Below are 25581 nucleotides of genomic sequence, written 5' to 3' on the forward strand. Positions count from 1 at the left end.
ACTCCTTACGCGGCCCAGATCTTGCAGAGGGTGGCCTTGGTTTCCTGCATCTGCGTGACGCTGTCGTACCCATAGGTCTGCGCGGTGTTGGTGCTTTCGCCCAGGACATAGGGATCGGCGCCATCGGGATACTTGGACCGCTGGTCCTCGCCCTGGTAATGGCCGCCGAAGTGGAAGGGCATGAAGGCCACGCCGGTGCCCACCCGTTCGGTCACCATCGCCATCACGCGGACCTTGCCGCCCTCCGGACCTTCGACCCAGACCTGGTTGCCGTCGCGAATGCCCAGGTTGTTTGCGTCGCGGGGATTGATCTCGATGAACATGTCCTGCTGCAGCTCGGCCAGCCAGGGGTTCGACCGGGTCTCGTCCCCGCCGCCTTCGTATTCGACCAGACGGCCCGAGGTCAGGATGATCGGGTAACTTTCCGAGAAATCCTCCTGCTGGATCGAGCTGTACATGGTCGGCACCCGCCAGAACTTCTTGTCGTCGTAGGTTGGGTAATCTGCCACCAGGTCGCGGCGGTTGGAATAGAGCGGCTCGCGGTGTTTCGGCACCGGATCCGGGAAGGTCCAGACCACGGCGCGGGCCTTGGCGTTGCCATAGGGCGCGCAGCCATGGGCAATGGCGACCCGCTGGATCCCGCCCGACAGGTCGGTCTTCCAGTTCACGCCGCCGACCTTCTCATTGTAATCCGACGGGATCTCTCCGGTCTGCGAGGTCTCGCCGACTTCCTCGGCATTGGGGCGGGTGTCGATATAGCCCGACACCCATTCGATCATGCCGCGTTCATAGGGGGTCAGGTCGCTGTCCCAGCCGAGGTCGATCAGCATCTGCATGGTGAACTCGGGGTAGCCGTCCTGGATCTCGGATCCGACGGGGGCCACGCCCTCGGCCAGCAGGTTGTCGCCGTCGCGTTCCACGCCAAAGCGGGCGCGGAAGCCCATGCCGCCTTCGGCCACCGGCAGCGACATGTCATAGAGGTTGGCCGATCCGGGGTGGTTCATCTCGGGCGTGCCCCAGGCCGGCCAGGGCATGCCGTAGAAGTCGCCGTCGGCCGGGCCACCGATCGCGCGCAGCGTGGTGCGGTCGAAGGTGTGCTGGTTTTCCATGTGCATCTTCATCCGCTCCGGCGACTGGCCGGTGTAGCCGATGGTCCACATGCCCTTGTTGAACTCGCGGGTCAGGTCCTCGATCAGGGGCTCTTCGCCGTTGACCTCGATGTTCCGGAACAGCCGGTCGTCGAAGCCGAACTTGGTGGCGAACTTGTGCATGATCACGTGGTCGGGGAGCGATTCAAAGAGCGGCTCCACCACCTTCTCGCGCCATTGCAGCGAGCGGTTGGACGCGGTCACGGACCCGTAGGTCTCGAACTGCGTCGCCGCCGGCAGCAGGTACACGCCGTCGGTGCGGTCATGCAGGATGGCCGAAACGGTCGGATAGGGATCGACCACGACCAGCAGGTCGAGCTTCTCCATCGCGGTCTTCATCTCGGGCAGACGGGTCTGCGAGTTGGGCGCGTGGCCCCAGAAGACCATGGCCCGGGTGTTGTCGGGCTGGTCGATCGCGTCGGGCTCCTCCAGAACCCCGTCGATCCAGCGGCTGACCGGGATGCCGTTGAGGTTCATGACCTTGGTGCCGTCGAATTCCGCGTCCGAGAAGCGGCCCTTCAGCCAGTCGAGATCCTCTTCCCAGACCCGCGCCCAGTGTGCCCATGCGCCGTCGGACAGGCCGTAGTAGCCCGGCAGCGTGTCGGCGAGCACGCCGAGGTCGGTCGCGCCCTGCACGTTGTCATGGCCGCGGAAGATGTTGGTGCCGCCGCCGGCGGTGCCCATGTTCCCCAGCGCCAGCTGCAGGATGCAATAGGCACGGGTGTTGTTGTTGCCGTTGGTGTGCTGGGTGCCGCCCATGCACCAGATCACGGTGCCGGGACGGTTGTTGGCCAGGGTGCGCGCCACGCGCTTGAGCTGGCTCGGCGGGGCGCCGGTGACGCGCTCGACCTCTTCGGGGGTCCACTGGGCGACCTCTTCGCGGATCTCGTCCATGCCCCAGACGCGGGTGCGGATGAATTCCTTGTCTTCCCAGCCGTTGTCAAAGATGTGCCACAGGATGCCCCAGACCAGCGCCACGTCCGAGCCGGGCCGGAAGCGCACGTATTCGTCCGCATGGGCCGCGGTGCGGGTGAAGCGCGGGTCGCAGACGATGAGCGGTGCGTTGTTCTGTTCCTTGGCGCGCAGCACGTGCAGGAGAGACACGGGATGCGCCTCGGCGGGGTTGCCGCCGATGATGAAGATCGCCTTGGAATTGTGGATGTCGTTGTAGCTGTTGGTCATGGCGCCGTAGCCCCATGTGTTCGCGACACCCGCAACTGTGGTCGAGTGACAGATCCGCGCCTGGTGGTCGACGTTGTTCGTCCCCCAATAGGCCGCGAACTTGCGGAACAGGTAGGCCTGTTCGTTGGAATGCTTGGCGGAGCCCAGCCAGTAGACGCTGTCAGGGCCGCTTTCCTCGCGGATCGACATCATCTGGTCGCCGATCTCGTCGATGGCCTGGTCCCAGGAGATACGGGTCCATTCGCCGTTCACCATCTTCATCGGGTACTTCAGCCGGCGCTCGCCATGGGCGTGCTCACGGACCGAGGCGCCCTTGGCGCAATGCGAGCCAAGGTTGAACGGGCTGTCCCAGCCGGGCTCCTGCCCGATCCAGACACCGTCGGACACTTCGGCGATGACGGTGCAGCCGACCGAGCAATGGGTGCAGACGGATTTCTTCAGGTCCACCGCGCCTGTAGCGGCGGCGGTCGCCGCGGCGGCGGATTTCACGGTGCCGCCGGTGGCGGAAATTGCGGCCAGCCCGCCGATCGCGAGGCCCGAGCCGCGCAGGAAGCTGCGGCGGTCGACGCCCTTGCTGGCGATGTCGGACAGGAGGCTGGTCCGCTGCGGGCGGCGGGCCGCCCCGTTGGTCTTTTTCCTCAGCATTCTCTTTGGTCTCCCCTTGCTTGCCAGGCCGGCATGGCCCGCTCGCTTGGATGCGGTTGGGGCCGCGCGGGCTCACCGGGCTGATCCGGGAGACGCCGCGAGGCCGGCTGTGGCTGTCCCGTCAGAACCGGGCGCTGTCGAAATAGGCGCGGGTATGCGCGGTGTCCTGCATCCGGTCGGATTGCGGGTCGGGCTCCGCCGCCTCGACCTGGGTGCCGGCACCGGCCACGGTCACGGCCGCCGCGATCGGCGCCGTTGTGCCGGCCAGCTTCAGAAAGTCACGGCGGTTGGGCGCCTCTTCCTTCTTCGTCATTGTGAGCTCTCCTTTCTCACGTGTTGCGTGGCGGTCGCCCGCCGGGATGCGCGGGATCACGACCCGCTCAGTCTGAAAGCCTCGCCCTCGATCTCCATGAAGGCCCGGCCGATGGTGCCCACCGGGGCGTAGAAGACCGAGTTCTTCGCGCCCTCGAGGTCGGCGAAGAAATGGCCTGCCCAAGGGGCGATATGGCGGTTGAAGAATGTCTTCTGGTCCGACAGCGACGCCGCCGATCCGAAGCGGCCGACGATCATCGCGCCCATCATCTCCATCAGCGAGGCGATGTTGTCCTCGGGTTCGAACACGGTGTCCGACCGGGCAAGACCGCGCGCCGCCATGTCGCGGCGCAGGCTGGCGAGCGGTTTCTCGTTCAGGAACCCGGTCAGGTAATAGGAGGCATAGGGCAGCAGCTCGCCCCGGCCGAGGCCGATGAACAGCGCGTTGAACTCGCGCTCCACCGCCTGGGGCCGGGTGACATGGGCCAGCCGCGCTAGCGCGGCGATGCCCTGGCCAAGATCGCTGTTGTCGCCTTCAAGCCCGGCGGTCTGGTCAAGCAGCGTCTGGTCGGGCGGGGCCGAGAGCAGGACGCCGAGGTAATTGTAGAGATCCCCGCGCAGGCGGTCTTCGGTGGCGATCTTGGTGATTTCGGCGGCGGCGCTCATGCGTGGCTTCCCGTCGTGGTGTCTGTGGTCTCTGCTGTGTCGTAGCGGATGCGCATGCGGCGCGGCGGACGGGCGGTGCCGTCCTGGTCCGGCGCGGCCTCGGGTCCCTCGGCGGCTTGCGCGACCTGCTCGGAGGCGGCCGCTGGCGCGGCCGGGCGATCGGTGGCCGCTGACGCGGCGGGGGTATCGGTGGCCGCTGACGCGGCGGGCGCGCCGTCGGCCCCTGGTGCGGTGGGGACATCATTTGCCGGTGGCGCGGCGGCGACACTGGTCTCGGGCGCCGGAAAGCCGCGGCCGATCTCGTAGGCGGTCTTGAGGATCGGGCGGGTCATCTCGGGCGCGTTGAAATCCTCGCCATAATCCACCAGCCCGTCGAGATTGGCGAGCACGGGGTTCAGACGCCACATCCGCCGCAGGGCACGGCTGCGCAGGCGCTCGGGCACCGCGCGGCCGAGGAACCGGCGCAGGTCGTCCGCGCTGTCGAGCGTGTCGGGATCGGGCAGGTCGAATTCTGCCAGCAGCTCCTCGTCGCTGCGCTCGGCCACGGCGGCGGCCTGTGCGGCGCGATCGGCCTCGCGGGTGGCCAGCGCCTCGGACCTGGCCTCTGCGGCGACCCCGGCTTTGCGGCGGGCCCAGAAATCGCTCATGACAGGCGCCTCCGGCGGGCGGCGGCGGGCGAGCGATAGACATCGGCGGCCTGCGGGATGCGCGCGTCGCCCTTGCCGTCCTCGACCCTGTCGACCCGCGCCTTGTCGCGGCGTCGCTTCACGAAGGCCTGGTCCTGGTGGTACGCCTCGACAAAGCTTTGCACCCAGGCGGCAAGACCCGGCGGCATCGGCACCTTCTCGACGATATCCTCGCCGTTGTCGCCGTAATCCTGCGCCTCGTAGGGCGAGGCGGTGACGCGCACCACGTTCAGAGGACGATCGCCCGACCCCTTGCGCAGGATCACGAAAACACCGGGCACATCGGCGCCCAGACCGTGGACATAGGCCTCTGTCTCGGCACCGTGAAGCTCTAGGATCGGGGTGGCGGCGTGATACTCGACGACCTCGCCCTCGCGGCGCAGCTCCTGCCAGTCCGCCGGGCGCGCGCCGGGCAGAACCGCCACCGCGCGCCAATCCCAGCGCGCCCAGCGGGTCACCCCCGGGCGTCGGCGCATCACCACGCCGACGGGCATGGAACGGTATGGTCTGTCGCTACGGATCACGTGGCTTGTCTCCTCGGCGCTCAGATTGAATCACCCGGCGCAGCACGCGAAAGGGCAAATCCGTATACGGCGGCATTCCGGGCCAAAACGGGTCATTTTGGGCAGGCCGGCGAAGGGGCTCTGCGGGTTGGGGACGTTTTGTCCATCTTGAGTGAAGTGCTCGGGAATTGAGGGCGGCGATGCCCGCGAATCAAGGGGTTAACGCATGCCCCTGCGGAACCCCGGCCCGGCCGCGTCCCGGGCCGGAAAACCGGTTGCTGCCGGATTGCAATCGTGTCTAGGCTCTCGGGCGCATTGGTCCGGCACCGGGTCAAACCGCGCAAAGCCACGCGCCAAAGGGCGCCGCAGCGATGGAGCCCATCATGGTCAAGCAGTTGATAACATGTACATGTTCCGGCAGCCAAACCATCGATTCCGAGGGTCTGGCCGCCGCGTCGGGATTGCAGGTGGCACCGCCCTGTGCCGCATTGTGCACCGCCGACATCGGCCGCGCGGCCCAGGCGCTGCAGGCGGAAGACGTCATGATCGCCTGTCAGCAGGAGGCCCGCGTCTTTGCCGATCTGGCCGAGGAGCTGGGGGTGGACCCCGCCCCGCTGGTCGACCTGCGCGACCGCGCCGGATGGACCGAAGACGATGCCCCGACCCTGCCGAAGATGGCCGCGCTGCTGGCCGAGGCGCGGATGGAGATCACGCCGGAACGGACCGTGGACATCGCGTCCGAGGGGCTGTGCCTGATCCTCGGGCCCGAAGAGGTGGCCCTGGAAGCGGCGGCGCAGCTGGCGGATCACCTGGGCGTGACCGTGCTGCTTCCCAGCGTCGAACACCTGCCGGAGGACCGCCGCTTCGACGTCACCGTGGGCCGGCTGCGCAAGGCCCAGGGCGCCCTGGGCGGGTTCTCTGTATCGCTGGACGCGGTGCAGGAGCTTGTGCCGGGCGGACGCGGCGCATTCACGCTGTCGGCGCCGCGCGACGGGGGCACGGCGGAATGCGACATCATTCTGGACCTGACCGGGGGCACGCCGCTGTTCCCCGCCCATGAAAAGCGCGAGGGTTACCTGCGCGCCGATCCCGCCCATGCGCCGGCGGTTGCGGCGGCGGTGATGGCGGCCTCGCACCTTGTGGGCACCTTCGAAAAACCCCTGTACGTCCGGGCCGAGCCGTTGCTGTGCGCCCATTCACGGGCCGGGCAGACCGGCTGCACGCGCTGCCTGGATCTGTGCCCGACCGGCGCGATCCTGCCGGCCGGCGAGCACGTGAGCATCGACCCGATGATCTGCGCGGGCTGCGGCGCCTGTTCCTCGGCCTGCCCCTCGGGCGCGATCAGCTACGATGCGCCGCCGGTGGACGAGACGCTGCGCCGGGTGCAGCTGCTGGCGCAGAGCTACCTGGCCGCGGGCGGGCGCGATCCGCGGCTTTTGGTGGTAGATGCCCACGGGTCCGAGATGATCCGGCTGGCCGCGCGTTATGGCCGGGGCCTGCCGGCGGACGTGGTCCCGATGGAGATGGCGGCGATCGGCGCGTTTGGCCATGCCGAGGCGGTGGCCGCGCTCGCCGCTGGCTTCGCACGCGTCTCGCTTCTGCCGGGGCCCAGGGCCGAGGCCGACGCGCTGGCCGCCGAGGTGGCGCTGGCCGCCGCGATCGGCGCCGGCCGGGTCGAGCTGCTGGATATCGCCGATCCCGACGCGCTGTCGGACCGGCTCTATGACACCACGCCCGAGCCCGTGACCCACCAGCCCGTCCGCCCTATCGGCACGCGGCGGCAGGTCACGCGTCAGGCCGCCCGGGCACTGCACGGCCCTGCCGAGACCCTGCCCCTGCCCGACGGCGCCCCCTATGGCGCCGTGCTGGTCGACACCGACGCCTGCACGCTGTGCCTGTCCTGCGTGTCGCTCTGCCCCTCCGGCGCCCTGGGCGACAACCCGGACCTGCCGCAGCTGCGCTTCCAGGAGGACGCCTGCCTGCAATGCGGCCTGTGTGCCAATGTCTGCCCCGAGGATGCGATCACCTACGAGCCGCGCCTGAACCTCGAGGACACGGCGCTGGACCAGGTGGTGCTGAACGAGGAAGAGCCCTTTGCCTGCATCGAATGCGGCGCGCTCTTCGGGGTGAAATCCACGGTAGAGCGGGTGACCGAGAAGCTGGCCGCCCACGCGATGTTCGCCGGCGGCGACAAGATCAAGCTGATCCAGATGTGCGACGACTGCCGGGTGAACGCGCAATACCACTCCGAGAACAATCCCTTCTCGGGGGTCGAGCGGCCCCGGGTGCGCACCACGGACGACTACCTCAGCAAGCGGCGGGATCATTGACCGCCGCCCTGCCCCCATGCCCTCGCCCTGCCGTACCCGCACCGCACCCGGTTCGCGCCGGCTCAGAACTCCTGCGCGCGGATCGGCGCGCCCAGGTCGGCGGGGCGCAGCCGCGCGACATAGGCCATCACGGCCTCCAGCTCCTCGATGGTCATGTCCACCGGGGCGATGGGCGACGGGCGGTCGATGGGAAACGGCGCCGTCACCTCGGCGATCCGGGTGAATGCCGGATGCGGGTTGAGCACGTAGAAGGCACCGAAGCGTTCCTCCCAATCGGCGAAGGCGCGCAGGACGGAAAAGGACGGCGTGGAGCCGATGCCTTTCTTCCGGCCCGCGTCCTCCACCGCGTGGCAGCGCGCGCAGGCGCGGCGCGAGACCTCGAGCCCCAACACGGCATCGCCGTCGATCACCACCTCGGCCACCTCTTCCTCGGTCTCGGGCGGCGGATCGAACAGCGGCGTGCCCTCGGGCGCATAGGCCAGCAGCGTGCGCTGCCCGATCTCGGAGCGCAGCCAATCCGCGAAACGTTCGGCGTTCTCACCGCCCCCCGGACGCGCCAGGCGCCATGTTGCGCCCGCGCCGCGGAACAGCGCGCGCCCATCGTCGCCCAGCACCACCTGGGCCGCGCCGGGATCCTCGACCAGCTCGACCCGCACCTGCGTCTTGAGAGAGAAGCGCGGCAGTACATATTGAAAGACACCGGTCTCGACCAACACGGGCGGCGCATACAGCCGCACGGGGCCGTCTCCGGCACGGACCGGCATCGCGGCCAGGCAAAACGCGATCGCTGTTATCGAACGCCGGAGTTTCATGTAACGAGCCTAGGACCGGGGCGAGGCGCCGGTCAACAGGCTGAGATCAACGGCACACCAGCCGACACCCGAGAGGAGACGAGACAATGAGCGACCCCTTCAACATGTCCATGCGGAAATATCTCAAGCAGGTCGGCGTGACCTCGCAGCAGGCGATCGAGGAGGCCATGCGCGAGAAGGGCGAGGCCGGCAAGACCTACGCGGTGAAGACGGTGATCACCATCGAGGAGCTGGACCTGACCCACGAGGTCACCGGCAAGATCGAGGGAGAATAACCGCATGCGCGAGGCCATTCTCGCCGCCCTGAAGACCATCGAGGATCCGGCCGGCGGCGGTGACATCGTCGCCACCGGGGTGGTGCGCGCGCTGACCGTGTCGGCCGAGGGCGCGGTGCGCTTCGTGCTGGACGTGCCCGCCGGCCGGGCCGAGGCCTACAAGCCGGTGAAATCCGCGGCCGAGGCGAAGATCGCCGGGGTCGAGGGCGCCGGCCCGGTCTCTGTGGTGATGACGGCCGCCACCCCGCCGCCGCCGGATCTCAAACCGCAAAAGCCCGAACCGAAGGGGCCCGAGCGGATCCCCGGGATCGCGCATATCATCGCCGTGGCCTCCGGCAAGGGCGGCGTGGGCAAGTCCACCGTGGCCTCCAACCTCGCCTGCGCGCTGGCACAGAGGGGGCGCCGCGTCGGGCTGCTGGATGCCGATGTCTACGGGCCGTCGCAGCCGCGCATGCTGGGCGTGTCGGGCCGTCCGGCCTCGCCCGATGGCAAGACGATCCTGCCGCTGCGCAACCACGGCGTCACGATGATGTCGCTGGGCCTGATGACCAACGACGATCAGGCGGTGGTCTGGCGCGGCCCGATGCTGATGGGCGCGTTGCAGCAGATGCTGAGCCAGGTGCAATGGGGCGCGCTCGACGTGCTGCTGGTGGATCTGCCGCCGGGGACCGGCGACGTGCAGATGACCCTGGCGCAGAAGGCGCATGTGGACGGGGCGGTCATCGTCTCGACCCCGCAGGACGTCGCCCTACTGGACGCGCGCAAGGGCATCGACATGTTCAAGCAGCTGAACGTGCCCATCCTCGGCATGATCGAGAACATGTCGACCCATATCTGCACGAACTGCGGCCACGAGGAACATGTCTTCGGCCATGGCGGCGTGGCCTCCGAGGCCGCCAAGCTCGGCGTGCCGCTGCTGGCCGAGATCCCGCTGGACCTGCAGATCCGCCTCGCCTCGGACGGGGGCGCGCCGATCGTCGTGTCGGACCCCGACAGCGCCCGCGCGGCCGCCTTCGGCACCGTCGCCGACGCATTGGTCGAGGCCGGCGTGGCATGACCCTGACGCTGCCGCCCCTGCTGTGGGAGACCGAAGTCTCCTCCGACCCGGCCGGGGCCGCGCGCGAGAAGGCGCGGGCTGGCTGCGATGCCGGCCTGCTGTGCTGGCGCGTGACCGACGAGACGGCCGAGGCCGCGCTTGTGCTGGCGCCCGAGGTGCCCCTGGGAGCGGCGATGGTGATGCTGCCGCTCTGCGGCGTGGGACTGCAGAACGCGCTTGGCGCGCTGGCCCCGCCAGAGGTCGCCGTGCACCTCGGCTGGGACGGCGCGCTCTACGTCAATGGCGGGCGCTGCGGCGGGCTTTCCGCCTCGGCGCCCGCCGACGACCCCGCCGCCCTGCCCGGCTGGCTCGTCATCGCGCTGTCCCTGCGCCTGCGCCTCGACCTGGACGCGCCGGGCGAGGCCCCGGACGAGACCGCGCTGTCCGAGGAAGGCTGCGGCGAGATCTCCGCCACGCTCCTGCTGGAGGCCTGGGCCCGTCACACGCTGGTCTGGCTGCAGCGCTGGGAAGAGGACGGCGCCGCGCCGCTGCACGCCGAATGGTCGGGCCTTGTCCACGGTATCGGCACCGAAATCCGCCAGGGCCCGCACGAGGGCCATTTCCTGGGCACCGACGACAGCTTCGGCATGCTGCTGCGCGACACCCGGACAACTCACCTGATCCCGCTCACGACGCTTCTGGAGACCCGCCCATGAAACTCGCCCGCGCGACCCATTTCGACGAAAGCGACACCCGCGTCTTCGCCTCTTCGGCCCGCACCGGGGAATGGTGTATCTCTGGCGGGTTCGAGTTTTCGGACTGGAGCGAGGGCGACCTGGTCGGCAAGGCGCGCCAGGCCTTCGCCAACGGCTGGTTCGGGCTGGAAACCGGCGGACGCGTGACCTTCGTCGCCGTGGCGGCGGTGGAACCGGCCGAGGCCGAGCGCCTGACCGACCAGCTGGCCGCGCATTTCGTCACCTATTACGGCGCCCCCTCGGTCGAGGCCGCCCGCCCCGTCGCGGCCGAAGAGATCGCGCAGATGGCCGATCTGTGCGAAGATCACGACGACAACACGCTGCTGACCGTCTCGCGCGAGCTGACAGGCGCCGGCGTGCGCGAGGCCTACCGCGTGATCGAGGTGCGCGAGGCCGACCTGGGCCAGTTCGCGGTCCACGGCTCCGCCGACGAGTGATCCCCCTGAGATTGCAAGGCGCGCCAGCAAGGGCGCGACGAGCCCCCCCGTGGCGGCGCGATAGATAACCATTCCGACAATCAAACCGCGCCTTTTTCCATTTTCCATACGCGATCATTCCATGTCACTCTGAGCTCACCCGCCGCCCGGCCCCTTGCACGTGGGGCACGTGCGGCGGCCCCACGAGGAGGAGACATCCCAATGTCCGACCGTTACGCCACGGGCATGTCCGTGCGCCGCTCTGTGCTGGGCGATGCGCATGTGGACCGGGCCGAGGCGCAGAAATCCGAGTTTGACCGCCCCTTCCAGGAGCTCATCACCGAGGGCGCCTGGGGCACGGTCTGGGCCGGCGACCGGATCACGCCGCGCGAACGCTCCATGCTGACCCTGGCGCTGCTCGCCGCGACCGGCAATTTCGAGGAAATCCCGATGCATGTCCGCGCCACCGCCAACACCGGCGCCAGCAAGGACGACATCATCGAGGCCTTCCTGCACGTGGCCATCTACGCCGGCGTGCCCAGGGCCAACCACGCGATCAAGCTGGCCAAGCAGGTGCTCGACGAGATGGAGGAACCCGCCGATGACTGACACGACGACAGACGCGATCAAGGACAGGATCAGGGACGGTGGCCCCCTCATCCCGCGCAACCGCGCCGCCCATCCACCGGCCTATGATGTCGACTACAAGACCTCCGTGACACGCGCGCCGCGCTGGCCGCTGCTCTCGCTCGACAGCACGATCACCGAAGAAACCGGTCCGACCTTCGGCCACGACCTCCTCGGGCCGCTCGACAACAACCTGATCCTGAACTGGACCAGGGGCGAGGCCCCGGCCGTGGGCGAGCGCATCCTCATGCACGGCCGCGTGCTGGACGAGAACGCCCGCCCCGTGCCGAACACCCTGGTCGAGATCTGGCAGGCCAATGCCGGCGGACGCTACCGGCACATGAAGGACACCTATTTCGCGCCGCTCGATCCCAATTTCGGCGGCTGCGGCCGGACCATCACCGACGACAACGGCTGTTACGAATTCCTTACCATCCGCCCCGGCGCCTATCCCTGGCCGAACCGGGCCAATGACTGGCGGCCCATGCATATCCATGTCTCGGTCTTCGGCCATGCCTTCGGGCAGCGGCTTATCTCGCAGATGTATTTCGAGGGCGATCCCCTGATCCCGCTTTGCCCGATCGCGGCGACGATCAAGTCCCGCAGCCAGCTCGACAGTCTCGTGGCGCCGCTGGACATGGCCCGGTCGAAACCGATGGATTACCTGGCCTACAAGTTCGACATCGTCCTGCGCGGGCGGCGTCAGACCATGTTCGAAAACAAGCCGGAGGGGATGTGAGATGGTCCAGAAACTCGACACACTGGTGGAAACCCCGTCGCAGACAGCCGGGCCTTACGTCCACATCGGGCTGATGCCGAGCTATTGCGGCAATGCCGGCGCCTTCGAGACCGAGATCGGCCTCTCGCCCATCACCGACGGTGCCAGGGGCCAGATCATCGAGATCGTCGGCCAGGTGATCGACGGCACCGGCTGGGCGCTGCGCGACGCGATGATCGAGAGCTGGCAGGCCGATGCCGCCGGGCTTTACCCCGGCCAGCCCGGTGCCGATCCGAAGGTCACGGGCCATTGCCGCTTTGGCGCCGATGCCGAGAGCGGGGAATTCACCCTGCGCACCGTCAAGCCGGGCCCGACGCCGACCCGCGCGGGCGGGCAGCAGGCCCCGCATATCGCGCTCTGGGTCGTGGCGCGGGGGATCAACATCGGGCTGCAGACCCGGATCTACTTCGAGGACGAGGACAACAGCGCCGACCCGCTGCTGGCCCGGATCGAACAGCGTCCCCGTGCGGAGACGCTGATCGCCAAGAAGACCGGAGACGGGACCTATCGCTTCGATATCCGCCTTCAGGGGGATGGGGAAACGGTGTTCCTGGACCTCTGAGCCCCTGCCTGACCCGGCCCGTCGCTATTGTCGCCCCGACCGATGGCGCGACAATGGCGGGTACGGGCGAATAATGTCCCACGCGTGGGACACGATCCGCCCCCTTTTATTTCAAGGGCTTGCAGCGGCGTCTTAACACTCTGTTCATAAGTGCCCCGGCCCCTGCTTCTTCTTGGCCCAAATACCTCCGGGGGAGTCGCCCAGCGGGCGACGGGGGCAGCGCCCCCATGCAACCTGGCCGCCACGCACCAGCCTCCGGGGTCACCGCCCTCACACCCGCACCACCTGCGCGTCGATGACGACCGTGCCCCGCCCTTCGGTCACATGGGCCACGGCCTCGGGCAGCAGCGCCTCGAACTCGGCCACCGTGCCGGCGCGCAGGCCGAGCGCGCCGCAGGCGGTGGCGACGGCGGCGTGGTCCGTGGAGGGGGAGAGATCGGTCAGCGGCATCGTGTTGGACCTCGCGGCCGCGCCGTCCGGGTAGAGGCCTTCGACCGCGGCGCGCACCGCGTGCCATTCGCCGTTGTTGACCACCACCACCAGGATCGACAGCCCCATCGACCGCGCCACCTGCAGGCAGGCCAGCGGATTGGCGAAGATCCAGGATCCGTCGCCCGTCATCGCCACGCAGAGCCGTTCCGGGTTGGCCATGTGATAGCCCAGGGCCGCCGGCACGCCGAAGCCGAGGCCGCCGGAATGGGGGCTTTCGAACCAGGACTGGGGATCGGACAGGCGCATGCTGGGCAGACGCGCGCCAAGCTCGCCAAAAACCGTCACCGGGCGCGTGCGCGACAGGCGGGCGATGCGGGCGCTCAGCCACCGCTTCGTCAGGGTCCCGGCTTTGGTATCGGCGGCAACCTCGGCATCGCGCGCCTCCCACCCGGCGGCGTTGGCGGTGGCGACGCGGACCCGTTCGGCGATGCGGTCGCCCGGATCGCGCCGGTCCAGCGCGTCGCAAAGCGCCATCACCGTCTCGCCCGTGTCGCCGGGCAGGGCCAGGTCGACGCGGAAATTGCGCACCGGGGTCTGCGCGAACAGCGGATCCTGGCCAAGCTGGATCACCACGGTGTCGGGCGACGGAAGCACAAGCGCCCCGCCTTCCGAGATCTCTGACGGGCTCCAGGGGGCCAGCGCGTCGATCACAAGGATCACGTCGGCCTGGGCCAGCAGCGGCGCGGGATCGGGCCCCGCGGCCATCGGATGATCGGTGGGAATGGCGAGCTGCAGCGCCCAGTACTGGCAGACCGGGATCGCCCAGCGTTCCACCGTCTCGGACAGGCGGGCAAAGGCCGCATCCGACCCGGCCCCGCGCTGCGCGAAGATCACCGGAAAGCGCGCGCCGGCGATACGGCGGGCGGCGGCGTCGATATCCGCGCTGCGCGCCGCCGGGATCGCGGGGCGCATCTGCGGGCGACGGTCGCTGGGCAGATCCGTCTCGGCGCAGAGCACCTCGCGCGGGAGCGACATGTAGACCGGGCCGCGCGGCACCGAACAGGCAATGGCATGGGCGCGGTCGACCATGTCATGGACCTGCCCGGGAAAGCGCAGCTCGTAGTCCCACTTGCAGGCCTCGCGCACCAGCGCGGCCTGGTCGGCCATCTCCTGCCCCCAGCCGATCGGCACGGTGCGGGACCCGAAATGCCCGGCCTCGGTCACCGGCGTGCGGCCCGAGAAGATCAGCATCGGGATATTGTCGGCCCGAGCGTTCAGCGCGCCGATCACGGCATTGGCCAGGCCCACGTTGGTATGCACCATCACCGCCTGCGGCTGGCCGGTGGCCAGGGTGTAGCCATGCGCCATGGCGAGGCAGGCGGTTTCATGCGGCACCAGCACCGGGCGCGGCAGCGAGACGTCTCCGGGATTGGCGAAGGCCTCTATCAGGGGCGGGAAATCCGTGCCGGAATTGGCAAAGACGTATTTCACCCCCAGCTGTCCCAACCGGGCGAGCAGGGCCGCCCCCGCGTTGATCCGATCCATCCGCTGCACTCCACCCATGATCACCCTTGCACGGTGCCAGCTTACAGCGAGAGCACCGTGCGGCAACTCTCGTTCGGGTTGCGCGCCCCGGGATCGGCGGCCGGGGGCACGCGACAGGGTCGGCGAGAGGCTTGGCGCGGCGCGAGGGATGGGGCAGAAAGGCGCAATGACATCTGCACCGGACACGACCCTCGGCGATGCGCCGCTGTACCTGACCACCCGCGAGGTGGCCGACCTGCTGCGCGTGAAGGAACGCAAGGTCTATGACCTGGCCGCCGCGGACGAGATCCCGCATCGGCGGATCACCGGCAAGCTGCTGTTTCCGCGATCCGAGCTGATGGCCTGGATCGAGGGCGAAGGCACGCTGGCCCCGGCGGAGCGGCCGGCGGTGCTGACCGGCTCGCACGATCCGCTGCTGGACTGGGCGGTGCGGGAATCGGGATGCGGGCTGGCGACGCTGCTGAATGGCTCGACCGAGGGGATCGGCGTCTTTGCGCGGGGCGAGGCCGCGATTGGCGGGCTGCACCTGCCGGAGGAGGACGGCTGGAACATCCGGACGGTGGCGGCGCGGGGCTTGAGCGATTGCGTGCTGATCGGCTGGGCGGTGCGGGCGCGTGGCCTGATCCTGACGCCGGACGCGGCCGGGGCGGTGCAGGGCTTCGGCGACCTGAAGGGCCGGCGCGTGATGATGCGGCAGGAGGGCGCCGGGGCATCGGCGCTCTTTGACCTGCTGCTGGCCGAGCACGGCATGACCCGCGAAGAATTCGAGGGCGGCCCGACGCCTGCGCGGACCGAAAGCGACGCGGCGGCGGCCGTGGCGGTCGGCGAGGCGGATGCGGCGCTGGGGATCGAGGCGATGGCCCGTCAGTTCCACCTGGCCTTCCGGCCGATCCTGGAGGAACGGTTCGACCTGCTGATCGACCGGCGCGCCTATTTCCGGGAGCCGGTGCAGAGGCTGATGGAATTCGCCCGGACCGAAGCCTTTGCCGCGAAGGCCGAGGCGATGGGGGGCTACGACCTGGGCGAGACGGGCAAGGTGCGCTGGGTCTCGCCATAGACGCGGCCCCCAGGGGCAGACAGGGCGGAACCGCCCTGCCCTTTGGCATATGTCAGGCCGTCATTCGCCGGCGTTGGGGAAGAACAGCTGCTGGCCGTCGACCTTGTAGTCGGCGATGGCGTCCTGGCCTTCGGGCGAGATCACCCAATCCACGAATGTCTGGCCGGCCTCGACCTTCACATTGGGGTGCTTTTCCGGGTTCACCAGGATGATGCCGTACTGGTTGAACATGCGCGGGTCGCCCTCGACTGCGATCTCGTAATCGCCCTTGTTGCCGAAGGCGATCCAGGTGGCGCGGTCGGTCATGATATAGGCGCCCATGGCAGTGCCGGCGTTCAGCGTGGCGCCCATGCCCGAGCCGGTCTCGCGGTACCATTCGCCCGAGGACGCGGGTGCGTCGACACCGGCGGCCTCCCAGAGGCGCAGCTCGGCCTTGTGGGTGCCGCTGTCGTCCCCGCGCGAGGCGAAGGGCGCGCCGGCCTCGGCGATCTGCGTGAGCGCGGCGGTCACGTCGGAGGAGCCGGAGACGCCGGCCGGGTCATCGGCGGGGCCGACGATGACGAAGTCGTTGTACATCACGTCGTAGCGGACCACGCCGTCGCCGTCCGAGACGAACTTCTCCTCGGCGGGCTTGGCATGGACGAAGAGAACGTCGCCGTCGCCGTTGGCCGCGTTCTTGATCGCCTGGCCGGTGCCGACGGCGACGACGCGGACCTCGATCCCGGTCTTGTCCTGGAACATCGGCAGCAGGTGGTCGAAGAGGCCCGAATTCTGGGTCGAGGTGGTGGACTGGACGATGATGAACTCGTCCGACTGGGCCTGCGCCTGGACACCGAGGCCGAGGGCCAGGGTGGCGGCAGCCGCAAGGCGGACGACACTGCGTCTATACATGGAAAACTCCGTCATTGGGGATGGGATCAGGATTTGCGGTCGTCGAGATAGAGCCGCCCGTCGATCCAGGCGCGGGCCGGGCCGGAGCGCGGCGCGGTCAGCAGGACCGAGGCCGGCCCGGCTTCGGCGATGGTGCCCTCGTGCAGGAAGATCACGTCGTCGGCGAGCCGGCGGGCCTGGCCGAGATCGTGGGTGACCATCACCACCGTCACGCCCGAGGCATGGGCCCGGGCGACAAGGTCCTCGACCGCCTTGGTGGAGGCGGGATCGAGGCTGGCGGTCGGCTCGTCGAGGAACAGGATCTCGGGCGCGGTGGCCAGCGCGCGGGCAAGTGCCAGGCGCTGCTGTTCGCCGCCCGACAGGACGCGGGCGGGGCGATGGGCAAGGTCCTGCAACCGGGCCTGTTCCAGCGCCTGCATCTCGCGTTCGGCCCGTTCGGCGCCCGCGAAGCCGCGGACCGACAGGGCAAACCGCAGGTTGGCGCGCACCGAGCGGCGCAGCATGACGGGGCGCTGGAAGACCATGGCCTGCGCGTCACGCGCGGTGCGGTCCAGAGGGGCGCCGCGCCAGAGGACCTCGCCCTTGGTGGGGCGGATCAGCCCGTGCATCAGGCGCAGCAGAAGGCTTTTGCCCGCACCGTTGGCGCCCATGATCACCGTGCGCCGGCCAGGACGAATGCCAAGGTCGATGCCCCGGATCAGCGACCGGCCTCCGGCGACGAAACCGAGGCCGCGCGTCTCGAGCACGGGCGCGGCGGCGGGCGTATGTGCCCAGGGAACGGGAGACAATTCTGTGGGCATGTCACGCATGGGCCGCCCTCGCCGAGACGCCGCGCACGGCCATCACCCCGGCATTGACGATCAGCGCCAGCATCAGCAGCACGACACCAAGCGCCAGCGCAAGCTGCAGGTTGCCCTTCGAGGTCTCGAGCGCGATGGTCGTGGTCATCACCCGGGTCACGTGGTTGATGTTGCCGCCGACGATCATCACCGCGCCGACCTCGGCCACCGCGCGGCCGAAGCCCGCCAGCGCCACGGTGAGCAGGCCGATCCGCGCATCCCACAGCAGCGCCGAGAGACGGCGCATCGGCCCGACACCGAGAGAGGCGAATTGTTCGCTATATTCGCGGTCCATGTCCTCGACCGCCTGCCGGGTCAGGGCGGCGACGATGGGGGTGACGAGGATGGTCTGCGCGATGATCATCGCGGACGGCGTGTACAGCAGCCGGAGCGGACCGAAGGGGCCCGCGGCGGAGAGCATGAGGTAGACGGCCAGCCCCACCACCACCGGCGGCAGGCCCATCAGCGCGTTCAGCACCACGGCGATCAGTCCGCGGCCCGGAAACCGCCAGGCGCCGACGGCGGCCCCCAGCGGCAGGCCGATGACACAGGACAGCAGCACGGCGCTGAGCGTGACCCGCAGCGACAGCACGACGATCTCGATCAGATCGGCGTCACCGCTCAGGATCAGGCCCAGAGCAGCGGCAAGTATGCCGTGTTCGGACTGCATTATCTTCCTCTCTCCCCTCGCTCCGGGGAAACTTTGCACAAAAAGGACAGTAAATCCACCCTGCGCTCTTGGCAATCTTTCGACGCCTCGTCAAGCCGCGCCGGCGGGGCCGGTGCAGGGCCGAAGACCGGGTTCGGCGGGGATTGGACAGGCACCCTCTGCCCCGCGACACCCGCGCCGCTTGCCAGCGCTCTGCGCGGGCGGCAGTCTGGCCGTGCCTGAACCAAGGGGGCCGCCCATGACCGCACAAGACACCGATATCCGCCCGCTGGAGGTTGCCGTGACCGCGCCGGAGCCCGGCGATGCCACCCTGCATTTCATCGGACGGATCCACACCCCCTTTACCGAGCGCAGCCAGTGCCCCCGCCAGGGCAAGCCCGACGGCCCCGAATGCCGGATCGAGATCTTTCCACCCTGGGACCGGGCGCTGGAGGGGATCGAAGATTTCGCCCGGATCGAGGTGCTCTACTGGCTCGACAAGTCGCGACGCGATCTTGTGGTGCAGAATCCCGGCCACACGGACCGGACCTACGGCACCTTCGCCCTGCGCTCTCCGGTGCGGCCGAATCCGATCGGGACCTGTCTGGTGGACCTGCTGCGGGTCGAGGGCAACGTGCTTGTGGTGCGCAGCCTCGATTGCCTCGACGGAACCCCGCTGATCGACATAAAGCCGGACCGCTGCGCCTTTTCGCCCAAGGCCCCGCCAAAACCCTGATTTATACGATAAACGGATCGCCACAAGCGGCCGGACCGGCCCGGCGCCGGATAATAATCCGTCTGAGACGGAGCTTGGCTGCCGCTGACCGTATTTTACGCTACAGCCCTGAGAAGATTATGCTAAGTTGACAACAACTCAGGATCGAATAACACATCCTTAAGCGTGTGGAGAGGATCGAGCGTGGCACCGGACAGCGAACAGCTTGACGCACCGAAAGACATCGTGGCGATCGCGGCCTCCGCCGGCGGTCTGGAGGCCACGTCGCTGCTGGCCCAGAACCTGCCCACATCCCAGGATTGCGCCTATGTGATCGCGCAGCACATGTCGCCCACGCACAAAAGCATGCTGGTGCAGCTGCTTTCGCGCGAGACGACGCTGGCGGTGGAGGAGATCCAGGAACGCACGGTTCCCCAGCCCAACACGATCTACATCCCGCCGCCGGGCCATGACGTGGTCTTCGAGGGCGGCGCCTTTGTCCTGCGCAAGCCGATGGGGCATTCGGCGGCGCCCAAACCTTCGGCCGACCGGCTGTTCAAGTCGCTGGCCCAGGAAAAGGGCGAGCATACGATCGGCGTCGTGCTGTCGGGCACCGGGTCCGACGGCACCTATGGCGTGCAGGCGATTCGCGAGGCCAGCGGCATCACCATCGCGCAGGAGCCGGGATCGTCGAAATACGACAGCATGCCCGTTTCCGCGATTCGCACCGGCTGCATCGACCTGACCCTGCCGCCCCAGCAGATCGGCCAGCACCTGGCACTGATCCTGGAGCGCCCGCGCAACCTGTCGACGCTGAAGCTGATCCAGGAGGACCGGTCGCGGAACACGGATCTTTATCAGATCCTGCTGGCCCACACGATGGTCGACTTCCGCCAGTACAAGGAAAGCACGATCAACCGCCGGGTCCACCGCCGCATGATCGCCAAGGGAATCGAAGATTTCGAGAGCTACGTGGAACTGTGCCGCCGGTCGGTCGAGGAGGTCGACGCGCTGTATCGCGACCTGCTGATCTCGGTCACGTCCTTCTTCCGCGATCCCGAGCAGTTCAGGGCGCTGGGCAAGTACCTTGGCGAGCGGATCGCGCAGACCGAAAACAAGGAGCCGATCCGCATCTGGATCCCCGGCTGCGCCACCGGCGAGGAGGCCTATACGATCGCGATCCTCGTGGTCGAGGCGATGGGCGGTTTGGACGAGATCGAGGGCGACGCGCTGCAGATCTTTGCCACCGACATCGACCAGCAGGCCCTGGCCGTGGCGCGCAAGGGCGCCTACCCGGCCGCCGCCGCCAGCGACATACCGAAGGAATTCCTGAACCGCTACTTCGAGTTCGGTCAGGAGACCCTGCAGGTGAAGCCGAAGCTGAAGAACTTCGTCATGTTCTCGCGGCACAACGTGTTCCAGGACGCGCCCTTCATCTCGGTTGACCTGGTGTCGATCCGCAACGTGCTGATCTATTTTTCGGCCCGGCTGCAGGAGCGGGTGCTGACCCGGATCCAATACGCGCTGAAAAGCGATGGCCTGCTGCTGCTGGGCACCTCCGAGACGACCGGCGTGCAGGAGGACATCTTTGTCCAGATCGAGCCGACGGCCAAGGTTTTCCGCAAGCGCAACAACCGCCTGGCGCCCAAGGTCTCGAAGAGCCTCGTGTCGCCCACGCAGGAGACCGCGCGCCATCACGACCTGCCGGTGTCGGGGGATCACACCGCCGAAAGCTGGGCGCGCTTCGACGTTCTGGCCCGGGCGGTAGTCAAGAACGGGCTGGTGACAAACCGAGACCGGTCGGTTCTGAAGATCTACGGCGACATCGCCCCGTTCACCGAGATGACGCGCCCGATCGCCGGGGGCATGACGCTGACCGTGCTGCACAAGCCGCTGGCCTTCGAGGCGGCGAGCATGACGCTGGTGACGCTGAAACAGCGCGAGATGCGCTATGGCCAGTGGCACAACGTGTCGGGGCGGGATTTCGACATGGTCCGCATGGTGGCCTACCCCCTCCCCGCGCTGGATGATCGCGAGGAGGACCTGGTGCTGATCGGCTTCCTGACCGAGATGCGCCCCGAGGCCGACCCCGACCGCGGCGAGAGCAGCGATTACGTCACCCACCTGGAAACCGAACTGGCGCGGAGCCGCGAGACGTTGCAGGTCACGATCGAGCAGCTGCAGACCTCGAACGAGGAGCTGCAATCGGTCAACGAGGAATTGCAATCGGCAAACGAGGAACTGCAGTCCACCAACGAGGAGCTGGAGACCACGAACGAGGAGCTGCAGTCGACCAACGAGGAGTTGATAACGGTTAACGAAGAATTGCTCGTCAACACGTCTCAGCTCGAACGGATCTCGGCCGAGCTGCGCGGGCTGATCCATTCGCTGCCCGCCAAGGCGCTGATGCTGGACCAGGGTCTGCTGATCCGCCATGCCTCGGCGCAGGCGCTGGAAGACTTCGACATCCGCGACCGCGGCCATTCCTACGGCCACCTCAGCCAGATCAACCTGCCGGCGGGCTATCCGCCGCTGATCGAGATCTGTTCGCAGGCGCTGATCGACCGCAAGCCGCGGCGGTTCAACTTCGAATCCGACCACGGGTCGATGACGCTGTCGGTGGCGCCGCTGATCTCGGGGGACGACCAGCTGATCGGGCTGATCGTCCTGGCGGTCACCGACGAGGCGATCGTGCGCCCGGTGCTGCGCGTCCTCAGCCATTTCGGCACCGTCGGCACCTGGCAGTTCGACCCGTCCACCCGAACGACGCTTTGGTCGCAGGAGACCGCGCGGATCCATGGCGTCGACTACGACGGCACCCGCCGGCCGCTGGAAAACACCCTGTCCTTCTACCACCCCGAGGACCGCGACAACGTACGCTCTCAGATCGACAAGGCCTTGGAAGAAGGGCATAGTTTCCAGTTCCGGGCCCGGCTGATCCGCGGCGACGGCGCCACCGCCGTGGTCGAGGCGGCGGGCTACACGATCACCAACCAGTCCAACGAGGTCGCAACGGTGATCGGCGTCATGCGCGATCGCTCGCGCGCCTTCTACGACGAACTGTTGGCCCAGCATCACGAGGAGATCAACGCCGAGGCGCATGTCGGCTCGTTCTGCCACGACATAGAGTGCGACGTCTCCACCTGGAGTCCGACCCTTTACGCCGTGCTTGGCTGTCCGGACGACACGCCCGGATCGATGGAGGCCCTGCTGGACCGCTTTGCCGAACCCGCTCGCGAGCGGGTGCAGAAGGTTCTGCAGGAGGCGATCAGCGACAAGACCGCCTTTTCCTTCGAGGAAGAGCTGGAGATCTGCGACGGCACCCGCCTGCCCTGCCGCGGGCGCGGCAAGGTCGCGCTGGACGCGGCGGGAGAGGCCACGCATCTTTACGGGTCGATCAAGCTGCTGGATCCGGCCCCCAAGGCGATCCCCGACACGGCGGAGTGAGGACCTAATTTCCGCCCCAATCGCTCTTTCCCGTTAATGAAATCTCAAGGTTGTGGCGGCACAACCGTGAGTAACAATAGACGTAGCTAACAGAAGATTGGGCCACGGGCAGATGCCGACTTCTTTTCAGACAGACGACAGCGCCATTGCGATATCGTTGTTTCGCGACCTCGGCACCGGGCAATGGTTCGTTGCCCGGATGGACCTCTCCTTCGGGAATGTCCTTCACCAGATCAGGTTCCGGTCGGCTTCGCCGCTGGAACAGGCTTTTTGCGCCACTTTCGTGGACCGCCTGCGCGACTACCTGCCGCGCCGTCCCGATCCCACGGTGCTGGCCGATTCCTCGGTCAGCTTTCAGCTCGACCACGTGGTGCTGAAGGGCATCCGGGTGATCGCGACGCGGGTGATGGATGGCTACCAGACCATCGTGGTCCGCTTTGCCAGCGCGCTTGGCGCCCTGACCTCGATCCTGGCGCCCGGCTATCGCCCCGATCCCGTGGCCCAAGCGCTGGAGGAGCCGGAGCAGCACGAGGCGCTGACCGTGCAGGCCCAGGCAGAGCCTGCGCAGGACAAGATCGCCGAACCGGATCGCGTTCCGAGCCGGATCTGAAGCGCACCCACCCTGTCTCTCTCGCTCCGCGCATCTCCTGCCAGAGCACCTACCGACAGGCCGGCCCCGCGCCGCGCGGCGTGATCCCGACGTCCCTGCAGGCCACGCGCTGTCCCCGGGTTGGCGCATTTCCGGCCATCACATCCCTTCTTCCCTGGTTCCGATATACCCCTGCGGCGGCGGCCGGCAGGGTCTATGCATTTGTAGGGTCAGGTGCCGGCCCTGGAATGTCCTTTTCGGGCTGGTTCAGGCTGCCGGCGGGCGTGGATGCCACCGAAAGGCGAGCCACTCAACATCCTGCAATCATTTGTGAAACGCCCTGAACCGGGCGGCGCGCAGGGCTGCGCTCTTTCGATCCCGGTGATCCCGCGCCGGGGTGGATCGCCCAAGGCCACGCTTCGGGCCCGAAACGGGAAGGATCCGGCTGTCCCGCGCTGTGCGCGTCGCGGTTCCCGGGGACCCTCGGCGCCTCAGGCGCGCGTGGCCACGTAGTCGCAGTTCCAGGTGGCGCAGGCGGCGAGTTCCGCGGCCGGCATCGGCTTGCCGAAAAGGTAGCCCTGCCCGATCATGTCGCCGATCCCCGCGATCGCCTCCGCCTGGCTTTCGGTCTCGACCCCCTCGACCACCACGTCGGCGCCAAGCGCATGGCCCAGCGACACGATGGACGACACGATCTCGCGGTCGCGGCGGTTGTTGTCGATATGCACGACGAAGCTGCGGTCGATCTTCAGCCGCGTCACCGGCAGGTCCTTCAGCAGCGAGAGCGTCGAGAAGCCGGTTCCGAAATCGTCCAGCGCCACCTCGACCCCCAGCTCGCGAATCCGCTTCAGGCTGCGCCGCCCCGGGTCGTCGGCCAGAAGCAACATGCTCTCGGTCAGCTCCACGACCAGTTCCTGCGGGGCCACGTTGAATTCCTGGCAGCAATCGCTGAGGAAGCGCACGAAGCCCGGCTCGGTCATCGTCGCGGCCGAGACATTGAGCGAGATCGGCAGCGACCCGCGGCTGCGTTCGCGCCACTCGGCCATCTGGGCGCAGACCTTACGGATGATCGCCCGGTCGATGTCACGGATCAGCCCGTTGCCCTCGGCGGTCGAGATGAAGGCCGCCGGCGGCAGCAGCCCGTGGCGCGGATGCTGCCAGCGGCACAGCGCCTCGGCCCCGATGACCTCGCGCGTGTCGAGATCCACGAGGGGCTGAAAATAAGGCACGAAGCAATCGTCCTCCACCGCCTCGCCCAGGTCGGCGGCATGGGCCTCGGCCGGGGTGGGACGGGCCAGCGCGGCGCGGGCCGCGGCAAAGAGCGAAACGCGGTTCCGGCCCAGCTGCTTGGACTGGTACATCGCCATGTCGGCCCGGCCCAGCAGCGCATCGAACCGGTCGCCGTCATCGGGAAAGAGGCTGGCACCGACGCTGACACTGAGGCGCAGGGTTTCGTCCTGGATGGCAAAGGGCAGCGACAGGGCGGCGCGAATCTCCTCGGCCAGGTCGCGCACGGCATCGGCGCCGGACACGTCCTCGGCCACCACGACGAATTCGTCACCACCCAGCCGCGCGATGATGTCGCCGAGCGGCACGATGCCACGCAGGGTTTCGGCCACATGGACCAGCACCTCGTCCCCGAAGAGATGGCCGCAGCGGTCGTTGAGGCTTTTGAAATCGTCGAGATCGAGCAGCAGCAGGCCCAGCCGGTGGCCGGCCTCGCGGCAGCGTTCGATGGCCTGTTCCGACTCCGCCTCGAGGTAGCGGCGGTTGAACAGGCCGGTCAGCGGATCCTGAAGGGCGGAGCGTTCAAGCTCCTTCTTGGTCATGACGACCTCGGACACGTCGAAGGCGGCAAAGGTGTACCCGGTCACCGCGCCGGAGCCGTCGCGCAGGGCGCGGACAACGATCTGCTCGGGAAACAGGCTGCCGTCCTCGCGCTGGCCCCAGGTCTGTTCGCTCCAGGTCTTGCCGCTGTCGGCGGCCTGGCGCGCGTCTTCCCAGAAACCGTAATCGGTGACGCCGTCCAGCGCCCTGAGTTCACGGAACCGGCGCCCCTGCAGCTGGCGTTCGCTGAGCCCCACCATCTTGCGAAAGGCGTCGTTGGTCCGCGAAATGCGCCCGTCGCGGTCGAGGATCACGGTGACCTCGGGACGCTGCTGAAAGAAGGCCTCGACCTCGGACAGGGCGGCGGAGGGGGCCGGCGCCAGGCTGCGGTCGGGCTGCAGGTAGAGAACGATCAGCAGCAGCGCGCCAAGCACGAGAAGGCCGGCGAGCGGCGACAGCAGCATATCGGAGAGCGAGACAGGCGGCAGCGCGCCGGCGGGCAGAGCACCGGGTGGTGGCCTGGCACCGGCACTCAGGATGTAGAGCGTGAAGAACAGGACCAGAAGGGAGTAGAGCACCAGGGCCACCCTGGCGATCACCTTGCGGTGCGGCATTGCCACGCTCCTTCACCGACCCCGCCACCGCGCCGGCCCGCGCGGATCTTCCGTTGAACCGACATGCGGGCGCCTATCCTACCCGTTGAACTCGGGCCGTATCTGGCACCCAAAGTGGTTAACAAAATCTTAAATAACCACGGGATATTCAGGTAATCGCAGCAGTTTGCAGCGCGGGGCCCCTGCGGTGACCGGGGCCGCGGCCCAGGCAACCGCCGCCACGCAAGCCCCGGGGCGCGCGCC

At 68.2% G+C, this 25581-nt stretch carries 23 protein-coding genes; 12 read left to right on the plus strand and 11 right to left on the minus strand.

Annotation, left to right across the window (positions count from 1 at the left end; all coding sequences use genetic code 11):
• Positions 1 to 5 precede the first annotated feature (5 nt).
• From ATO3_RS09170 to ATO3_RS09190, 5 genes are all read right to left on the minus strand, one after another.
• Positions 6 to 2975, minus strand: coding sequence for a formate dehydrogenase subunit alpha (locus ATO3_RS09170; RefSeq protein WP_088649552.1), 2970 nt, complete (start codon positions 2973 to 2975; stop codon positions 6 to 8).
• A gap of 121 nt (positions 2976 to 3096) precedes the next feature.
• Positions 3097 to 3288 (minus strand): twin-arginine translocation pathway signal protein, encoded by a 192-nt coding sequence (locus tag ATO3_RS09175; protein ID WP_088649553.1) that lies wholly within the window; start codon positions 3286 to 3288, stop codon positions 3097 to 3099.
• A 56-nt stretch (positions 3289 to 3344) separates the two neighbouring features.
• Positions 3345 to 3953 carry a TorD/DmsD family molecular chaperone gene (locus tag ATO3_RS09180; protein ID WP_088649554.1) on the minus strand — a complete coding sequence of 203 codons (609 nt, stop codon included), beginning with the start codon at positions 3951 to 3953 and terminating at the stop codon, positions 3345 to 3347.
• Complete coding sequence (locus tag ATO3_RS09185; protein ID WP_088649555.1) at positions 3950 to 4600, minus strand: DUF3306 domain-containing protein; 651 nt, start codon at positions 4598 to 4600, stop codon at positions 3950 to 3952. The genes ATO3_RS09180 and ATO3_RS09185 overlap by 4 nt, the downstream gene beginning before the upstream one ends.
• The gene (locus ATO3_RS09190) at positions 4597 to 5133 is read right to left on the minus strand and encodes a DUF3305 domain-containing protein (RefSeq protein WP_088649556.1); all 537 of its coding nucleotides are present in this window, start codon (positions 5131 to 5133) and stop codon (positions 4597 to 4599) included. The genes ATO3_RS09185 and ATO3_RS09190 overlap by 4 nt, the downstream gene beginning before the upstream one ends.
• Positions 5134 to 5525: 392 nt before the next feature.
• Here ATO3_RS09190 and ATO3_RS09195 point away from each other — a divergent pair, with 392 nt between their 5' ends.
• Positions 5526 to 7472: a 4Fe-4S binding protein gene (locus ATO3_RS09195; protein ID WP_088649893.1), complete on the plus strand. Its 1947-nt coding sequence runs from the start codon at positions 5526 to 5528 to the stop codon at positions 7470 to 7472.
• 62 nt (positions 7473 to 7534) lie between these two features.
• Here the strand turns inward: ATO3_RS09195 and ATO3_RS09200 are convergent, their stop codons facing one another.
• Complete coding sequence (locus ATO3_RS09200) at positions 7535 to 8284, minus strand: hypothetical protein (RefSeq protein ID WP_088649557.1); 750 nt, start codon at positions 8282 to 8284, stop codon at positions 7535 to 7537.
• Between the two features lie 86 nt (positions 8285 to 8370).
• Between ATO3_RS09200 and ATO3_RS09205 the strand changes: the two genes are divergently transcribed.
• The 7 genes from ATO3_RS09205 (at position 8371) to pcaG (ending at position 12733) form a co-directional block, all read left to right on the plus strand.
• Positions 8371 to 8559: a DUF6494 family protein gene (locus ATO3_RS09205; protein ID WP_088649558.1), complete on the plus strand. Its 189-nt coding sequence runs from the start codon at positions 8371 to 8373 to the stop codon at positions 8557 to 8559.
• A gap of 4 nt (positions 8560 to 8563) precedes the next feature.
• On the plus strand, positions 8564 to 9616 hold the full coding sequence (locus ATO3_RS09210) for an Mrp/NBP35 family ATP-binding protein (RefSeq protein WP_088649559.1): 1053 nt from the start codon (positions 8564 to 8566) through the stop codon (positions 9614 to 9616).
• Positions 9613 to 10311 carry a biotin/lipoate--protein ligase family protein gene (locus ATO3_RS09215; protein WP_088649560.1) on the plus strand — a complete coding sequence of 233 codons (699 nt, stop codon included), beginning with the start codon at positions 9613 to 9615 and terminating at the stop codon, positions 10309 to 10311. The genes ATO3_RS09210 and ATO3_RS09215 overlap by 4 nt, the downstream gene beginning before the upstream one ends.
• Complete coding sequence (locus tag ATO3_RS09220; protein WP_088649561.1) at positions 10308 to 10787, plus strand: DUF6505 family protein; 480 nt, start codon at positions 10308 to 10310, stop codon at positions 10785 to 10787. Before ATO3_RS09215 ends, ATO3_RS09220 begins: the two co-directional genes overlap by 4 nt.
• Positions 10788 to 10988: 201 nt before the next feature.
• Positions 10989 to 11375 carry a 4-carboxymuconolactone decarboxylase gene (pcaC, locus tag ATO3_RS09225; RefSeq protein WP_088649562.1) on the plus strand — a complete coding sequence of 129 codons (387 nt, stop codon included), beginning with the start codon at positions 10989 to 10991 and terminating at the stop codon, positions 11373 to 11375.
• Positions 11368 to 12132 carry a protocatechuate 3,4-dioxygenase subunit beta gene (gene pcaH / locus ATO3_RS09230; RefSeq protein WP_198963230.1) on the plus strand — a complete coding sequence of 255 codons (765 nt, stop codon included), beginning with the start codon at positions 11368 to 11370 and terminating at the stop codon, positions 12130 to 12132. Before pcaC ends, pcaH begins: the two co-directional genes overlap by 8 nt.
• A 1-nt stretch (position 12133) precedes the next feature.
• Positions 12134 to 12733, plus strand: a complete 600-nt coding sequence (gene pcaG, locus ATO3_RS09235) for a protocatechuate 3,4-dioxygenase subunit alpha (RefSeq protein WP_088649563.1) — start codon at positions 12134 to 12136, stop codon at positions 12731 to 12733.
• A gap of 270 nt (positions 12734 to 13003) precedes the next feature.
• Here the strand turns inward: pcaG and ATO3_RS09240 are convergent, their stop codons facing one another.
• Positions 13004 to 14710 carry a thiamine pyrophosphate-requiring protein gene (locus ATO3_RS09240; protein ID WP_088649564.1) on the minus strand — a complete coding sequence of 569 codons (1707 nt, stop codon included), beginning with the start codon at positions 14708 to 14710 and terminating at the stop codon, positions 13004 to 13006.
• Between the two features lie 166 nt (positions 14711 to 14876).
• On the opposite strand from ATO3_RS09240, the gene ATO3_RS09245 reads away from it, so the two are divergent.
• Positions 14877 to 15767 (plus strand): helix-turn-helix transcriptional regulator, encoded by an 891-nt coding sequence (locus ATO3_RS09245; RefSeq protein ID WP_088649565.1) that lies wholly within the window; start codon positions 14877 to 14879, stop codon positions 15765 to 15767.
• 60 nt (positions 15768 to 15827) lie between these two features.
• On the opposite strand, the gene ATO3_RS09250 is transcribed toward ATO3_RS09245, so the two are convergent.
• Genes ATO3_RS09250 through ATO3_RS09260 form a run of 3 tightly spaced genes read right to left on the minus strand, consistent with a single transcriptional unit; the run spans position 15828 to position 18167 of the window.
• Positions 15828 to 16658: a substrate-binding domain-containing protein gene (locus ATO3_RS09250; protein ID WP_088649566.1), complete on the minus strand. Its 831-nt coding sequence runs from the start codon at positions 16656 to 16658 to the stop codon at positions 15828 to 15830.
• A 26-nt stretch (positions 16659 to 16684) separates the two neighbouring features.
• Positions 16685 to 17467, minus strand: coding sequence for an ATP-binding cassette domain-containing protein (locus tag ATO3_RS09255; protein WP_233152087.1), 783 nt, complete (start codon positions 17465 to 17467; stop codon positions 16685 to 16687).
• A complete protein-coding gene (locus ATO3_RS09260) occupies positions 17460 to 18167 on the minus strand; it encodes an ABC transporter permease (protein WP_088649568.1) in 708 nt (235 codons plus the stop codon). The genes ATO3_RS09255 and ATO3_RS09260 overlap by 8 nt, the downstream gene beginning before the upstream one ends.
• 238 nt (positions 18168 to 18405) lie before the next feature.
• Here ATO3_RS09260 and tsaA point away from each other — a divergent pair, with 238 nt between their 5' ends.
• The 3 genes from tsaA (at position 18406) to ATO3_RS09275 (ending at position 22918) form a co-directional block, all read left to right on the plus strand.
• The gene (tsaA, locus tag ATO3_RS09265; RefSeq protein ID WP_088649569.1) at positions 18406 to 18882 is read left to right on the plus strand and encodes a tRNA (N6-threonylcarbamoyladenosine(37)-N6)-methyltransferase TrmO; all 477 of its coding nucleotides are present in this window, start codon (positions 18406 to 18408) and stop codon (positions 18880 to 18882) included.
• Between the two features lie 183 nt (positions 18883 to 19065).
• On the plus strand, positions 19066 to 22308 hold the full coding sequence (locus tag ATO3_RS09270) for a chemotaxis protein CheB (RefSeq protein WP_158217928.1): 3243 nt from the start codon (positions 19066 to 19068) through the stop codon (positions 22306 to 22308).
• Between the two features lie 112 nt (positions 22309 to 22420).
• Positions 22421 to 22918 carry a hypothetical protein gene (locus ATO3_RS09275; protein WP_088649571.1) on the plus strand — a complete coding sequence of 166 codons (498 nt, stop codon included), beginning with the start codon at positions 22421 to 22423 and terminating at the stop codon, positions 22916 to 22918.
• A gap of 470 nt (positions 22919 to 23388) precedes the next feature.
• Here ATO3_RS09275 and ATO3_RS09280 read toward each other — a convergent pair whose 3' ends face one another.
• Positions 23389 to 25338 carry a putative bifunctional diguanylate cyclase/phosphodiesterase gene (locus ATO3_RS09280; protein ID WP_088649572.1) on the minus strand — a complete coding sequence of 650 codons (1950 nt, stop codon included), beginning with the start codon at positions 25336 to 25338 and terminating at the stop codon, positions 23389 to 23391.
• Positions 25339 to 25581: the final 243 nt, after the last annotated feature.

This window comes from Marinibacterium profundimaris (assembly GCF_002210095.1).
In the GTDB taxonomy this organism is placed as follows: Bacteria; Pseudomonadota; Alphaproteobacteria; order Rhodobacterales; family Rhodobacteraceae; genus Marinibacterium; species Marinibacterium profundimaris.